The sequence below is a fragment of the Luteimonas sp. e5 genome (assembly GCF_054031035.1).
Genome location: NZ_JBSTRX010000001.1, coordinates 64725 through 79039 on the forward strand (window position 1 = coordinate 64725; position 14315 = coordinate 79039).

Consider the following 14315-nt stretch of genomic DNA (forward strand, 5'->3'; position numbering starts at 1 on the left):
TTGCACCTGATGTGCTGGTTGCTGCTCGGCCTGTTCGCCGGCGCGGCGCTGGCGGCACCTCCGGCGACGCATCCGCTGCATGCGTTGCAGCCTGACGCGGCCCCCGCCGAGGTGCTGCTGGCGGTGGAAATCCCGGCCGGAAGCGCGATCAAGTACGAGCTTGGCGCCGATGACGGCCTGTTGCACGTCGACCGCTTCCTGTCCATGCCGATGGCATACCCGGCCAATTACGGCTCGATCCCGCGCAGCCTGGCCGGTGACGGCGATCCACTGGATGCGCTGGTGCTGACCCGCGCGCCGTTGCATCCGGGCAGCCTGATCCGCTTCCGCCCGATCGGTGTGCTGCGCATGGTCGATGCCGGCAAAGCCGACGAGAAGATCATCGGCGTGCCGGTGGAGGCCGTCGATGCGACCCATGCCGCGATCCGCGATGTGGACGACCTGCCCGCGGCCGAGCGGGCGCGGATCGAAGCCTTCTTCCGCGTCTACAAGCAGCTTCCGCACGGTCGCGACGCGGTCGAGCTGCGCGGTTGGGGCGATGCCGCCGAAGCCCGCGGACTGATTGCGCAGGCACTGCAGGCGTTTGCGCAGGCGACTGACGGCAGGAAGTGAGTTGCGGCGCAGCCTCGGCCGCGCCGCAGCAGGCATCCCTTTGCCCCGGGCACGGCCGAGGCGAAGGGTGGGGCGTGCTCAGCCCGCCGCGTCCTGGCGCGGACCTTCGCGCAGCGCGCGCTTGATCATCTCGACCACGAGGTCCAGCTCGTCCTCGCCGATGGCGAAATGCGGGGTGAAGCGCAGCGAGTTCTCGCCGCCGTGGATCACGCCGATGCCCTGTTCGCGCATCCATTCCTCGGTGCTGCCGGCGCCATAGCCCTTGAAGCCCTTGGCCAGCTCGCAGGAGAACAGCAGGCCGGTGCCCTGCACCTTGGTGATCAGCCCGCCCAACTCGTCCTTCAGTGCTTCGAGCTTGGCCACGGCCTGGGTGCCGCGGTCGCGGATGTTGGCGCGCAGCTGCGGGGTCAGCGAGCCGAGCACCGCACAGGCCACGTCCAGCGCGCGCGGGTTGGCGGTCATGGTGTTGCCGTACAGGCCGCGCTTGTAGCAGCTGCCGGCATGCTCGGTCAGTGCCAGCACCGAGAGCGGATACTGGCCGGCATTGAGCGCCTTGGAGAAGGTTTCCAGATCCGGCGCGGCGCAATCCTCGAAACCGGGGTAATCGACGATCGACAGGTAGCCGGTGGCGCGCAGGCCGGCCTGGATCGAATCGACCAGCAGCAGGGCGCCGTGCTCGCGGGTGAGCTCGCGCGCGGCATCGTAGAAGGCACGCGGCACGCTGCGGCCGGGGTCGCCTTCGCCCATCACCGGCTCCATGAACATCGCTTCGATGAACCAGCCATTGGCTTCGGCGTCACTGAACACCTGCTTCAGTGCGTCGATGTCGTAGGGTGCCACCGCGATCACGCTGGACTCGCCACGGTAACTCGCCAGGTGCTGCAGATAGGTCTTGCGGGTGGAGTCCGAATACAGCGCCGGCTTGTCGGTGCGGCCATGGAACGCGCCCTTGACCACCACCCGCTTGATCGCCTTGTCGGCATGGCGGGCGCCCGGATCGGTCTGCGCCTTGGCATTGGCATCGACGATGCGCGCGGCCAGCGAAACCGATTCGGAGCCGGAGTTCAGGCACATGAAGTGGGCATACGGGCAGCCGCCGCGGGTCTGGCCGATCTCCTTGCGCATGGCGCGGTCGAACTTCAGCTGGGCGATGTTCGGGGTCATGATGTTGGCCATGACCTGCGGCTTGGCCATCGCCTCCAGCACCGCCTTGGGCGTGTGGCCGAGGCCGAGCATGCCGTAGCCGCCGGAGTCGTGCAGTACCGCCCCCTTGAGGGTGACGATCCACGGCCCGCGCGCGGCGATGGCGACATACGGATTGACCGTGTCGGCGGAATAGAAATTGACGAAGCCGGCCTGCACCTGCTCCGCCTGGGCCGCCTCGTCCAGCTCCAGCAGCTCGGGGAAGTCGCGCTTGATCGCGGCGTATTCGGCGCCGGCAGCAGCGATGGCTTCGCCCAGTTCCGGATGGCTGGCGGCAAAGCGCTCGAGGGTGGCATCGTCCAGGCCCGTGGTGCGGGCCTTGCCGTGCGCGCGCAGCGGCGAAAGAGTGTCGAGCAGGCTCATGCGAACTCCGGAAGAAGGGGAATCCTTCATTATCGGCATTAAATCGTCGTCCGGTAGTGGGGTTTTCGACGAAATGTGCGACTATTTCGTCGGTTCGACGAAACAAGCCTCGATTCAGGCCTCTCCCGTCATGGATTCCCGCCGCCGATGAAGATTTCTCCCGCCGACCAGCAATTGCTTAGCCTGCTGCGCGAGAACGCACGCGCCTCCACCGCGCAGATCGCACGGCGATTGAAGCTCTCGCGCACCACGGTGCAAAGCCGCATCGAGCGCCTGGAGCGCAGCGGCGTGATCGCCGGTTACGGCGTGCGCGTGCACGATGCGGTGGAGCGCGGTCACCTGCGTGCGCACATCCTGATCACCGTGCTGCCGCGGCAAAGTGCGGCCGTGGTGGAAGCCTTGCGCGCCATGCCCGAAGTGCGCGCGCTGCATTCGGTCAGCGGCCCGTTCGACCTGATCGCGCTGGGCGTGGTGCCCGGGGTGGAGGAGATGGACGCATTGACCGACCGCATCGGCCTGATCGATGGCGTGGAACGCACCACCTCGGCGATCGTGCTGTCCAGCAAGTTCGAGCGCTGAGCCGGTCATGCCGTGCCGTTCCCGCCAAGCGATTACGCTGTGCCGCTCCGTCCGCGCCACCTCCTGTTCCGCATGAAGAAATCCGACTTCCATTTCGAGCTGCCGCCCGAGCTGATCGCGCAGCAACCGCTGGCCGAGCGCTCGGCCAGTCGTCTGCTGCACGTGTGTCCGGACGGCGCTTTTGAAGATCGCATGATGCGCGAGCTGCCGGCGCTGCTGCGCGAAGGCGACCTCCTGGTGTTCAACGACACCCGCGTCATTCCGGCGCGGCTGCACGGGCGCAAGGCCACCGGCGGACGGGTGGAGATCCTCATCGAACGCCTGCTGGGCGAAGACCGTGCACGCGCGCAGATCGGTGCCAGCAAGACGCCCAAACCCGGCTCACGCATCGTGCTCGATGCCGGTGGCGAGGCCGAAGTGATCGACCGCGATGGTGCCTTCCATGAGCTGCGTTTCATGGTCGATGCGCCGCTGGCGGACTGGTTGCAGCAGGCCGGCAGCCTGCCGCTGCCCCCCTATATCCAGCGTGCGCCCGATGCTTCCGATGCCGAGCGCTACCAGAGCGTGTTCGCGCGCCGGCCGGGCGCGGTCGCCGCGCCGACGGCGAGCCTGCATTTCGACCAAGGCTTGCTTTCGACGCTGCAGGCACGCGGGATCGAGTTCGGCCAGGTGACGCTGCACGTCGGCGCGGGCACCTTCCAGCCGATGCGGGTGGAGGAGGTGCACGAGCACCGCATGCATGCCGAATGGCTGCAGGTGGACGAGGCGCTGGTGGCGCAGGTGGCGCGCACCCGTGCACGCGGCGGGCGTGTGATCGCGGTCGGCACCACCGTGGTGCGCGCGCTGGAATCGGCGCTGCAGCCCGATGCCGACGGCCGTCGCGTGCTGCAGCCCTTCAGCGGCGAAACCCGCATCTTCATCTATCCCGGTTACCGCATCACCAGCGTGGACGGCCTGCTGACCAACTTCCACCTGCCCGAAAGCACGCTGTTGATGCTGGTCTCGGCACTGGTCGGGCGCGAGTGCATTCTCGCCGCCTATGCGCATGCGGTGGCGCAGCGCTATCGCTTCTTCAGCTATGGCGATGCGATGCTGCTGTGGCCGCCGCACGAGTGAGGCCGGCAGCGTCGGGGCGGTGCGCATGCCCGCAGCAGTGCGCAATCATCGACAATGAGGGCTGGTCATGATCGGGAGCGGCAGATGAGCACCGTGTTCCACAAGATCCGCGCCGGCGAATTGCCGGCGGACATCGTGTACGAGGACGAGCATCTGTTCGCCTTCCGCGACATCGCACCGCAGGCGCCGGTGCATGTGCTGTTCGTGCCCAAGCGTGACTTCGCCACGCTCAACGACGTACCCGATTCGGGGCCGGAAGTGATCGGTCGCCTCGCCCTCGCCGCCGCGCGCTACGCACGCGAGCAGGGCCTGGCCGAGGATGGCTACCGTATCGTGATGAACTGCAACGAGGACGGTGGGCAAACCGTGTTCCAGATCCATCTGCACCTGCTCGCCGGTGCGCCGCTGGGCCAGTTCGGCACGCCCTGAGCCGACTCAGTCGCGTGCCGGGCGATGGCGCTGCAGGTCGCGCAGCAATGCCTCGTCGGCACCGGCGGGCGCGTAGCGCGCGGCGACGAAGCGTGCGGCCAATGCCTGCAGTTGCGCCGCGTCGCGCGGACGTGCCTTGGCAACGCGTGCGGCCCAGTCGCCGGCGGTTTCGTTTGCATCGCGCGCCAGGCCCAAGCGCTGGTAACGCCTGCCCAGTCGATGCCAGGCGCGCAGCAGCGGATCACGTTCGCGCTCGCCGCGACGCAGCCACCACAGCATCCAGCCGAGTGCGAGCAGGCTGCCCAGGCTCAGCAGCAGCACCAGGTGCCGAGGCTGCAGCCGCTCCACGCCCAGCCATTGCAGCATGCGTGACTGCCGCTCGGCATTGAAGCCGAGCACGAAGTCGTTCCAGCCGCGACGCATCCAGTCGGCGACATCCCAGAACCGGGTGAAGCCGTCGAAATCACCGATGCGTCCCGGGCGGCGATCGCCCACGGTGTCGAAGATGCGTTCGGGCGCCACTGCCGCGGTCGGGTCCACCCGTACCCAGCCGCGCCCGGCCAGCCACACCTCGGCCCAGGCATGCGCATCGGAATTGCGTACTACCCAGTAATCCCCCAGCGCATTGCGGTAGCCGCCGGCATAGCCGGTCACCACCCGTGCCGGCACGCCGGCTGCGCGCATCAGGAACACGAAGGCCGAGCTGAAGTGTTCGCAATAGCCGGTGCGGGTCTGGAACAGGAACTCGTCGACGCTGTCGCGGCCCAGTGCCGGGGGTGCCAGCGAATAGGCCAGTTCGGCATTGACCATCGCCATCGCGTGCTCGACGATCGCCGCGGCATCACCGCCGCTTTCTTCCTGCCAGCGCCGTGCCAGTTGCTGCGCGCGCGGATTGAACTGGCGCGGGAAGGCCAGCGCCCGGGCGCGCTGGGCCGGGGTGAGCTCGGCTGCGAACACGCGTGGCGGTGCCGAATGCAGTTGCCAGCGGGTCACCGTCTGCAGCCGCGTGTGGGCGAACAGGTTGCCTTCCGCCGCCAGCACGCTGCCTTCGGGTGCGTTCTGCGGCAGATCCAGCGCGGTGATGTAGCGGCGCTCGCTGGGTTCGACCTCAAGCTCGTAGCGCCAGCCGGCACCCGCTGGCGTGCGTGCCGCGGGCTGCGAACGCATCGGTGCTGCCCCGGCGCGCCAGGTTCGGCCATCGAAATCCCACAGCACCGGGCCGCGCCAGTACATCGCCTGCAAGGCCGGGGCCGGGCCAAGGAAGCGCGCGCGCAGCGCGGGGCTGTCATCCACCAGCAGGTCGAGCCAGTCGCCGGGGGCCATGTGGTCGGACAGTCCGATCTTGGCCTGGGCGCGGTCGGGCACGCCCCACAGCGGGCTGCCGATGCGCGGGAACAGCCAGAATGCGGCCAGCGCCAGCGGCAGGCCCAGCGCCAGCAGGCGGCCCACCTGGCCCGCGGCACGCGGCAGCGGGGGCAGGGCGATGCCGGCCTCGGCAGTGGACAGCCGCAGCAGGGTGAGCAGCGCGCCGATCGAGGCGAGCAACCCGAGCAGCAGCGACAGCGGGCCCTGGTCGAGCAGAAAGGCGGCGAACGGGGCAAACAGGGCGAATCCGGTCAGACTGCGCGCATCGCGCAGGCTGCGCGTCTCCGCCGGCTTGATCGCCAGCATCGCCGCCAGCAGGGCGCAGCCGGTATCACGCCCCAGACGCAGGCCGAAGCTCGCCAGCACCGCGCCGATCGCGATCAGTGCCAGCAGCAGACGCAGTGCCGGTGGCAACGGACGACGCCAGCTGCCGAGCGCCACCAATGCGGCAGTGGCCAGTACCGCCAGTGCGACGTTGCCGGGCAGTTGCCGCAGCAGCGGTGCCAGGCACAGCGCCAGCATCGGCCACAGACTGCGGCGCAGGGCATCGTCGAGCATCATCGCAGCGCAGCCGCGTCCGGCATCAGCGCGAGGGCGCGCAGACATTCATGGCGATGCGCGGCGCCGGCGCCCGGCCCGATGGGGGCCATGAGCGGCAGGTGCAGGCGCCAGCGGCGACCTTCGCGCTCGGCCAGCTCCACCCAGTGCGCGAGGCGCCGGATGCGCGCCTCGTGTTCCAGATCGAGGCTGAACCAGTCCAGTTCGACATCATCGCCATGCGCCTGCTCCCAGGTGCGCGCGATCAGCTGATCGCGGCGCGCGCTGGCCTTCCACGCGATGCTGCGCAGCGGATCGCCGCGCTGGTAGTCACGCAGCAGGTGCAGGTCCTCGCCGGCGAAATGGGGGCGACGGTGGTCGCCGTCCTCTACCGTCGGTGGCAACGGTGGGCCGTTGCGTTCGGGTGCGGGATAGACCAGAAACCGATCGTCCGGACGCAGGATCGACCAGGCACGCGCCAATCCCAGCGGGCGGGTGGTGGACAGTTCGAGGCGCTCGGCCGTCAGCCAGCCGCGGTGCTCTGTGGGCAGTTCGATTTCGGCCACGCCACCGCCCTGTGCCGGCAGCGACAGCATGCCCGTGGAATCACCCATGCGCAGCTGCAGCCCGGCGCGTACCCGGTTGTGCGTGCTGGCGAAGGCCAGACGCAACGGCATCGCGGTGCCGGCCGCTACCGGTTCGGCCGCGATCGCTTCGGCGCGAAGACCGGACAGCTGCAGATGCGCGGCGAGCAGGCTGGCCAAGCCGGCCCCCCCAAGCAGCAGGGCCAGCAGCAGCGCGGGGTTGTTGTTGTAATTGAGCGCACCCAGGCCCATCACCGCGACCAGCAGCAGGAAGAACAGGCCGAATCGGGTCGGCAGCACATAGATGCGACGGCGGTCGATCAGCACCGGCAGCGTCTCGCTCTCGCGCGGGCGCATCAGGCCCGCCAACGCTTCGCGCATGCGCTGCCGCAGGCTCATGCGTCAGTCCACCGGCACCGCGCGCAGCACCGAGCGGGCCAGCTGCCGACCATCGCCCGCATCCCCCTCGCCGACCAGGCGGTGCGCGGCCAGCGGCAGGAACAGCGCCTGCACGTCCTCGGGCACCACGTGGGCGCGGCCGAGCAGCAGGGCGTGCGCACGTGCGGCACGCAGCAGGGCAAGGCCGGCGCGCGGCGACAGGCCCACATGCACGCCGGGATGCTGGCGACTGCGCGTCAGCAACGCCTGCACGTAATCCAGCAGCGCATCGCTGGCATGCACCCGCGCCACCGCCTGCTGCAGCGCCAGCACGTCGGCCTCGTCGAGCAAGGGCTGCACCCGCGCGATCAGTTCGCGGCGATCCTCGCCCGCCAGCAGTGCACGTTCGGCCTCGGGGGCCGGGTAGCCCATCGACAGGCGCAACAGGAAGCGATCGAGCTGCGAATCCGGCAGCGGGTAGGTGCCGGAGAGGTCGACCGGATTCTGCGTGGCGATGACGAAGAACGGTGAGGGCAGCGGGTGCGTGCTGCCGTCCACGGTCACCTGTTGCTCGGCCATGGCCTCGAGCAGGGCGCTCTGCGTGCGCGGCGGCGCACGGTTGATCTCGTCGCCGAGCAGGATATGGCTGAACACCGGACCGGGATGGAACTCGAATGCGCGCGCGCCGGCGTCGTACACCGAAACGCCGACGATGTCCGCCGGCAGCAGGTCCGAGGTGAATTGCACGCGCTGGAACTTGAGGCCCAGGGTGGCCGCCAGCGCATGCGCGAGCGTGGTCTTGCCAAGCCCGGGCAGGTCCTCGATCAGGACATGGCCGCCGGCCAGCAGCGCGACGAAGCACAGCCGCACCTCCTGCGGCTTGCCCAGCAGCAATTCATTGACCTGCGCCTGCGCCGCGCGCAAGCGTTCGCGCAGCCGCTCGTCTGCCATCGTGTCCACGTCGGTTAACCTTCCCGCTTCCAAGATTTCGATCCCAGCGCATGAGTGTAACGGTGGCCCCCGATGCGGCGTGGTCCTGGCGCAGGCGCTTCCTGTTCGCCTGGGTCGCGGTGTTGCTGCTCAAGTTGCCGATTGCCTGGCACCTGCCGCTGTTCGTGGACGAGGCGTTCTACTGGCAGGAAGGCCAGCACCTGGCGCTGGCCTATTCCGACCTGCCCGGCCTGACCGCCTGGTTGACCCGCCTCGGCACCGAACTCGGTGGCCATCACGTATTCGCGCTGCGCCTGCCTTTCCTGCTGATGGCGGCGTTGTTGCCTTGGCTGGTGGCCAAGGCGGCGGCACGCTGGTTCGGCGAGTGCGCCGGTTGGCAGGCGGGTCTGCTGACGCTGTTGATGCCGCTGTCCGGCACCCTCGGCCTGCTGGCATTGCCGGATGTGCCGATGGCATTGGCGGCGGCACTGTGCCTGGATGCCGGCGCGCGCCTGCTGCACAAGGTCAATGCCGCGCGTGCGCTGGAACTGGCAGTGGGCCTGGCCATCGGTGCACTCAGCCACTACCGCTTCCTCGGCGTGATCGTGGTCGGCTTCATCGCGCTGATGCTGCTGGCCGAGGGTCGGCGCCTGCTGCGCGATCCGCGGGTGCTGGTGGCATTGGCGATCGGCGCGATGGCGTGGCTGCCGCTGCTGGCGTGGAACTTCGACAATGCCGACGCCGGCCTGCGCTTCCAGCTGCTCGACCGCCACCCGTGGAGCTTTGATCCGGGCGGCCTGAACTTCATCCTGATCCAGGCTCTGCTGGTGACACCCTTGTTGTTGCTGGCACTGATGCAGACCTTCGTCGCCTCGATGCGCCAGGGCATGCCCGGTGAAGCAGACTCGCAGTGGCGCTATTTCGGCCTGCTCGGCGGCATCTCCACCCTGGGCTATTTCCTGCTCGGCTTTTTCGCCGATACCGAGCGGGTCAGCTTCCATTGGACCTTGCCGGGTTATTTCGCCCTGCTCGCGGCCGCGCCGCGCGTGCTGCAGCGCTGGCGACCCATGTGGCGCCGCTTGATGTGGGGCATGCTCGGCATCGGCCTGGTGGCCGCGCTGGGCTGGTACGCGGCACTATCGAGTGCACAGTTCCGCCAGCACATGGCCGGGCACAAGAGTTATCCGGCCAATTTCGCCGGCTGGGATGAAGTGGCGCAGGCGGTGCGCGAGGAACTGGCGGCGATGCCGGCCGGCAGCGTGCTTCTGGTCGACAACTTCAAGCTCGGCTCCGAACTCGGCTTCAAGCTGCAGGATTCGGCCATCCGCGTGCTCGACCATCCGCTCAACCACAAGCATGGGCGTGCGCCGCAGTTGCAGCTGTGGGGGTTGCAAGGCGAGGGCGCATTGCCGCCGGCAGGGATGCCGACGCTGCTGGTGATCGGCACCGATGCGGTGCGCGGCCGCGAACTGCTGGCGCAGTACCACAGCCTGTGCGCGCAAGTGGGGCCGATCGTGCCCTCACGGGTGGTGAACGTGGACCACGGCGCGCAGCGTTTCGTGCTGGCGCGCCTGGCACAGGGGCCGCGGCCGGGCAGTGGCCCGTGCACCGCGCCGGCGCTGGCCTATGTCGACGCCCCCGTGGCCAATGCCCGCGTGCCGCGACGCTTCATGGTCAAGGGCTGGGCGTTCCGTGATGGCATTGGCATCGAATCGGTGGAGATCCTGCTCGATGGCCGACCGGTGGCGCAGGCGAGGTATGGCATCAGCGCGCCGGGCGTTGCCGATTACTGGAAAATCAGCACCGATCCGCAACATCCGCATGTCGGTTTCGAGGCCGAGGTGGATGCCAGCAGTCTGGCATCCGGACGCCACTGGCTGGGCCTGCGCCTGATCGGCCGTGACGGCGTGGTCAGCGACTGGTCGGAGCAGGCGGTCTTGATCGGCGATTGAGTTGCGCCGGATTTGACAGCCGCACCGGCATTCCATAACATTCTGCAGCTTATGTCCGCTGTTCCGTCCCAAGCTGTCGATGTCTGGCGCATGGTGGCGGCAGGGCGGGTGCTGGAAGGCGAGTGGCCGCTGGATGCAATGCCACGGCTGGCCAGCCTGCTCGACGATGCCCGCGGCGTGGCGCGGTACCGGATCGAATTCGGTCGCGACAGCCTCGGCACGGCCATCGCCGCGTTGCGCGTGGAGGCCGGTCTGCCGCTGCGGTGTCAGCGCAGCCTGCGTCCGTTCGTGCTGCCGCTGGTGCTGGAGCAGACGCTCGGTCTGATCCGCGAGGAAGCGGACGAGGCCGCGCTGCCACCCGGATGCGAGCCGTTGCTGGTCGCCGCCGATGGTCGTCTGGTTCCGGCCGATCTGGTCGAGGACGAGCTGATCCTGGCGGTGCCGGCAGTGCCGGTGGAGCCCGGCTCGGCAGCGATCGACGCCGAATGGCGCGCCGGCGAGGAGGAGTTCGCCGCCGCCAATCCGTTTTCCGCGCTGGCCGCGCTCAAGGGCCGACGCGACTGATTTCCACGCAACACACGGTTTCATTGGAGTTTTCATCATGGCAGTGCAGAAGTCCCGCGTTTCCCCGTCCAAGCGAGGCATGCGCCGCGCCCACGACACCCTGGCCGCCAAGCAGCTGTCGACCGATCCGACCAGCGGCGAAACCCACCTGCGCCACCACGTCACCGCCGACGGCTATTACCGTGGCCGCAAGGTCATCGAGCCGCGCTCGAAGATCGTTGACGAAGACTGATCGGCTGCGTATCGACGCCATGCCCGGACCGGGCTGGTGGCGTCGGACGTTGTCCACTTGTCCCAAGGTACGATGACGATGCCGGCTGCGGCCGGTATCGTTTTTTCGTGTCCGCGCATCCGCATCACGTGGATGCGCATTTGAATCGCAGCGGACGCCGCGTGCTCCGTCGCCACTGGAGCAGCTCATGACCGCCACCCCGCGCCTGTATTCCCGCATCATCGGCACCGGCAGTGCACTGCCGGTGCGTGTCGTCAGCAACGACGAGCTGGCCCAGCGCGTGGATACCAGTGACGAATGGATCGCCAGCCGCACCGGCATCCGCCAGCGGCATGTGGCCGGCGAGGGCGAGACCACCGTTTCGCTGGCCCGCGATGCCGCCCTGCGTGCACTCGAAGCCGCCGGCACCGACGCTTCCGAGATCGAATTGATCGTGCTCGGTACCACCACGCCCAACCTGATCTTCCCGTCCTCGGCCTGCCTGTTGCAGGCCGAACTGGGCATTGCCAATGGCTGTCCGGCGCTGGACGTGAATGCCGCCTGCTCGGGCTTCATCTATGCGATGAGCGTGGCCGACCAGTTCATCCGCAGCGGCTCGGTGCGCAAGGCGCTGGTGATCGGCTCGGAGACGCTGACCCGCATGGTGGACTGGAGCGACCGCAGCACCTGCGTGCTGTTCGGCGACGGTGCCGGCGCGGTGGTGCTGGCCGCGGACGAGGACACCGGCATCCTCAGCACGCATTTGCATGCCGATGGCAGCAAGAAGGAGCTGCTGTGGAATCCGGTCGGCGTGTCGGAGGGCTTCAAGCCGGACGAGGACAATGCCGGCGTGCGCGTGCTGATGACCGGCAATGACGTGTTCAAGCATGCGGTCAAGGCACTGGATGCGGTGGTCGATGAAACCCTGCAGGCCAATGGCCTGGCACGCAGCGACCTGGATTGGCTGATCCCGCACCAGGCCAACCTGCGCATCATCGAAGCCACCGCCAAGCGCCTGGACATGCCGATGGATCGGGTGATCGTGACCGTCGACCGGCATGGCAACACCTCGTCCGGCTCGGTGCCGCTGGCGCTGGACGAAGCGGTGCGTTCGGGCAAGGTCGAGCGCGGCCAGTTGCTGCTGCTGGAAGCCTTCGGCGGCGGCTTCACCTGGGGCTCGGTGCTGCTGCGCTACTGATGCCGGCATCGCCGCAGCTGCGCACGGGTAAAGACAATCGCCGCGCCGGGCCGATATCATCAGCGCTTGTTCCTGCACGGATCCGCGCGTGACCAATCCGCAAACCGCTTTCGTCTTCCCGGGCCAGGGCTCGCAGAGCCTGGGCATGCTGGCCGAGCTTTCCGAGCGCCACCCCGTCATCCGCGAAACCTTCGACGAGGCTTCCGAAGGGGCCGGCAGTGACCTGTGGGCCTTGTCGCAACAGGGCCCGGAGGAAATGCTCAATCGCACCGAATACACCCAGCCGGCCCTGTTGGCCGCCGGCATCGCGGTGTGGCGCGCGTGGCAGGCGCAGGGCGGCGTGCAGCCGGCGCGCCTGGCCGGGCACAGCCTGGGCGAATACACCGCGCTGGTTGCGGCCGGGGCCCTGTCGCTGCGCGATGGCGCGCACCTGGTGCGCATCCGTGGCCAGTTGATGCAGGACGCCGCACCCGCCGGCACTGGCGCGATGGCGGCGGTGATCGGCGCCGAGGATGCGCTGGTGGCAGAAATCTGCGAGGCCGCTTCCGACAGCCAGGTGGTGGTGCCGGCGAACTACAACTCGCCGGGGCAGATCGTGATCGGTGGCGACGCCGCGGCGGTCGACAAGGCGCTGCAACTGCTCGCCGAGCGTGGAGTGAAGAAGGCGGTCAAGCTCGCGGTGAGCGTGCCCTCGCACACGCCGCTGATGCGCGAGGCTGCCAATCGCCTGGCCGAAACCATGCGCGGGTTGCGCTGGACGGCGCCCGGCGTGCCGGTGGTGCAGAACGTCGATGCCCGGGTGCACGACGACGTGGATGCGATCCGCGACGCGCTGGTGCGCCAGTTGTACCTGCCGGTGCGCTGGACCGCCTGCATCGAAGCGTTGACCGCCGCCGGCGCGACGCGCATCGGCGAATGTGGCCCCGGCAAGGTGCTGACCGGCCTGATGCGGCGCATCGACAAGTCGGTCGATGCACGCGCACTCGGCGACATGCCCGGCTTCGAGGGCGCGCTGGAAGAGTGGAGCTGAGCCGGCACCGCCGCGCATCGTCGCATCCCCGTCATGTCGGTCCGCACGCGTGCGGCCGGCGACCATCGGACTACTGGATACCTGCATGAACAAGCCCCTTGAAAACGAAATCGCGCTGGTCACCGGCGCCTCGCGCGGCATCGGCGCCGCGATCGCCGATGAACTGGCTGCGCGCGGCGCGACCGTGATCGGCACCGCCACTTCGGACGGCGGTGCCAAGGCCATCGGCGAGCGTCTGGCCGCGCACGGCGGCCACGGTCGCGTGCTGAACGTCAATGACCCCGGCGCGATCGAAGCCCTGATCGATGAAGTGCAAAAGGAATTCGGCGGCCTCTCGATCCTGGTCAACAACGCCGGCATCACTCGCGACAACCTGCTGATGCGGATGAAGGACGAAGACTGGCAGGCGATCCTCGACACCAACCTGACCAGCGTCTACCGCGCCAGCAAGGCGGTGATGCGCGGCATGATGAAGGCGCGCCGTGGCCGCATCATCAACATCGCCTCGGTGATCGGCGTCACCGGCAATGCCGGACAGGCCAATTACGCCGCGGCCAAGGCCGGCATCATCGCGTTCTCCAAGTCGCTGGCCAAGGAGATCGGCAGCCGCGGCATCACCGTCAACGTGGTCGCGCCCGGCTTCATCGCCACCGACATGACCGCTGACCTGCCGCAAGACGCCAAGGCCGCGATGGCCGAACAGATCGCGCTGGGCCGCCTGGGCGAGCCCGGGGACATTGCCAGGGCGGTTGCTTTCCTCGCCGGCCCCGACGCGGCTTACATCACCGGCGAGACCCTGCACGTCAACGGCGGCATGTACATGCCCTGACCGCGCGCGGGGCCGGATTCACCATTCGCAGGCGTTTGCTTGCGCGAGCCCCGTTTCCCGTACACTAGCCACCTGTTTTCACCTGAACCAATTCCCCGGAGGGGCCACACATGAGCAACATCGAAGAACGCGTCAAGAAAATCGTCGTCGAGCAGCTGGGCGCGAAGGAAGAGGACGTCACCAACAGCGCATCGTTCGTGGACGACCTGGGCGCGGACTCGCTGGACACCGTCGAACTGGTGATGGCGCTGGAAGAAGAGTTCGAGTGCGAGATCCCGGACGAGGAAGCCGAGAAGATCACCACCGTGCAGCAGGCCATCGATTACGTGAAGGCCCACGTCAAGGAGTGATCCCGGTCTTTTCGGGATAGTCGTCGGGGCCGCGCATGCGGCCCCGCGCGTGTCCGCCGCCACGAACCCGCATACAGGAAGTCCG

15 protein-coding genes are annotated in these 14315 nt (G+C 68.4%); 11 read left to right on the forward strand and 4 right to left on the reverse strand.

What is annotated here, in order from left to right; all coding sequences use genetic code 11:
- The first annotated feature begins 9 nt into the window (after nucleotides 1-9).
- Complete coding sequence (locus ACW11F_RS00340) at nucleotides 10-612, forward strand: inorganic diphosphatase (protein WP_456995845.1); 603 nt, start codon at nucleotides 10-12, stop codon at nucleotides 610-612.
- Between the two features lie 78 nt (nucleotides 613-690).
- Here the strand turns inward: ACW11F_RS00340 and ACW11F_RS00345 are convergent, their stop codons facing one another.
- Complete coding sequence (locus tag ACW11F_RS00345) at nucleotides 691-2178, reverse strand: aminotransferase class III-fold pyridoxal phosphate-dependent enzyme (protein ID WP_456994761.1); 1488 nt, start codon at nucleotides 2176-2178, stop codon at nucleotides 691-693.
- Nucleotides 2179-2325: 147 nt separating this feature from the next.
- Here ACW11F_RS00345 and ACW11F_RS00350 point away from each other — a divergent pair, with 147 nt between their 5' ends.
- From ACW11F_RS00350 to ACW11F_RS00360, 3 genes are all read left to right on the forward strand, one after another.
- Nucleotides 2326-2757 (forward strand): Lrp/AsnC family transcriptional regulator, encoded by a 432-nt coding sequence (locus ACW11F_RS00350; RefSeq protein ID WP_456994763.1) that lies wholly within the window; start codon nucleotides 2326-2328, stop codon nucleotides 2755-2757.
- Between the two features lie 72 nt (nucleotides 2758-2829).
- Nucleotides 2830-3873: a tRNA preQ1(34) S-adenosylmethionine ribosyltransferase-isomerase QueA gene (gene queA / locus ACW11F_RS00355; RefSeq protein ID WP_456994765.1), complete on the forward strand. Its 1044-nt coding sequence runs from the start codon at nucleotides 2830-2832 to the stop codon at nucleotides 3871-3873.
- A gap of 84 nt (nucleotides 3874-3957) precedes the next feature.
- Nucleotides 3958-4302, forward strand: a complete 345-nt coding sequence (locus ACW11F_RS00360; RefSeq protein ID WP_456994767.1) for a histidine triad nucleotide-binding protein — start codon at nucleotides 3958-3960, stop codon at nucleotides 4300-4302.
- Nucleotides 4303-4308: 6 nt separating this feature from the next.
- Here ACW11F_RS00360 and ACW11F_RS00365 read toward each other — a convergent pair whose 3' ends face one another.
- Genes ACW11F_RS00365 through ACW11F_RS00375 form a run of 3 tightly spaced genes read right to left on the reverse strand, consistent with a single transcriptional unit; the run spans nucleotide 4309 to nucleotide 8117 of the window.
- Nucleotides 4309-6273, reverse strand: a complete 1965-nt coding sequence (locus tag ACW11F_RS00365) for a transglutaminase TgpA family protein (RefSeq protein ID WP_456994769.1) — start codon at nucleotides 6271-6273, stop codon at nucleotides 4309-4311.
- Nucleotides 6225-7187, reverse strand: a complete 963-nt coding sequence (locus tag ACW11F_RS00370; protein WP_456994771.1) for a DUF58 domain-containing protein — start codon at nucleotides 7185-7187, stop codon at nucleotides 6225-6227. The genes ACW11F_RS00365 and ACW11F_RS00370 overlap by 49 nt, the downstream gene beginning before the upstream one ends.
- A 3-nt stretch (nucleotides 7188-7190) precedes the next feature.
- On the reverse strand, nucleotides 7191-8117 hold the full coding sequence (locus tag ACW11F_RS00375) for an AAA family ATPase (RefSeq protein WP_456995846.1): 927 nt from the start codon (nucleotides 8115-8117) through the stop codon (nucleotides 7191-7193).
- A 50-nt stretch (nucleotides 8118-8167) separates the two neighbouring features.
- On the opposite strand from ACW11F_RS00375, the gene ACW11F_RS00380 reads away from it, so the two are divergent.
- From ACW11F_RS00380 to acpP, 7 genes are all read left to right on the forward strand, one after another.
- Entirely contained in the window at nucleotides 8168-10048 is a 1881-nt protein-coding gene (locus ACW11F_RS00380) for an ArnT family glycosyltransferase (RefSeq protein WP_456994773.1), read from the forward strand.
- 51 nt (nucleotides 10049-10099) lie between these two features.
- Nucleotides 10100-10612, forward strand: a complete 513-nt coding sequence (locus ACW11F_RS00385) for a YceD family protein (RefSeq protein ID WP_456994775.1) — start codon at nucleotides 10100-10102, stop codon at nucleotides 10610-10612.
- Between the two features lie 37 nt (nucleotides 10613-10649).
- On the forward strand, nucleotides 10650-10844 hold the full coding sequence (gene rpmF / locus ACW11F_RS00390) for a 50S ribosomal protein L32 (RefSeq protein WP_456994777.1): 195 nt from the start codon (nucleotides 10650-10652) through the stop codon (nucleotides 10842-10844).
- Nucleotides 10845-11031: 187 nt separating this feature from the next.
- A complete protein-coding gene (locus ACW11F_RS00395; protein WP_456994779.1) occupies nucleotides 11032-12021 on the forward strand; it encodes a beta-ketoacyl-ACP synthase III in 990 nt (329 codons plus the stop codon).
- An 88-nt stretch (nucleotides 12022-12109) separates the two neighbouring features.
- Nucleotides 12110-13051, forward strand: a complete 942-nt coding sequence (gene fabD, locus ACW11F_RS00400) for an ACP S-malonyltransferase (RefSeq protein WP_456994781.1) — start codon at nucleotides 12110-12112, stop codon at nucleotides 13049-13051.
- 85 nt (nucleotides 13052-13136) lie between these two features.
- On the forward strand, nucleotides 13137-13880 hold the full coding sequence (gene fabG, locus ACW11F_RS00405) for a 3-oxoacyl-ACP reductase FabG (protein ID WP_456994783.1): 744 nt from the start codon (nucleotides 13137-13139) through the stop codon (nucleotides 13878-13880).
- A gap of 110 nt (nucleotides 13881-13990) precedes the next feature.
- Nucleotides 13991-14230 (forward strand): acyl carrier protein, encoded by a 240-nt coding sequence (gene acpP / locus ACW11F_RS00410; RefSeq protein ID WP_456994785.1) that lies wholly within the window; start codon nucleotides 13991-13993, stop codon nucleotides 14228-14230.
- Nucleotides 14231-14315 lie beyond the last annotated feature (85 nt).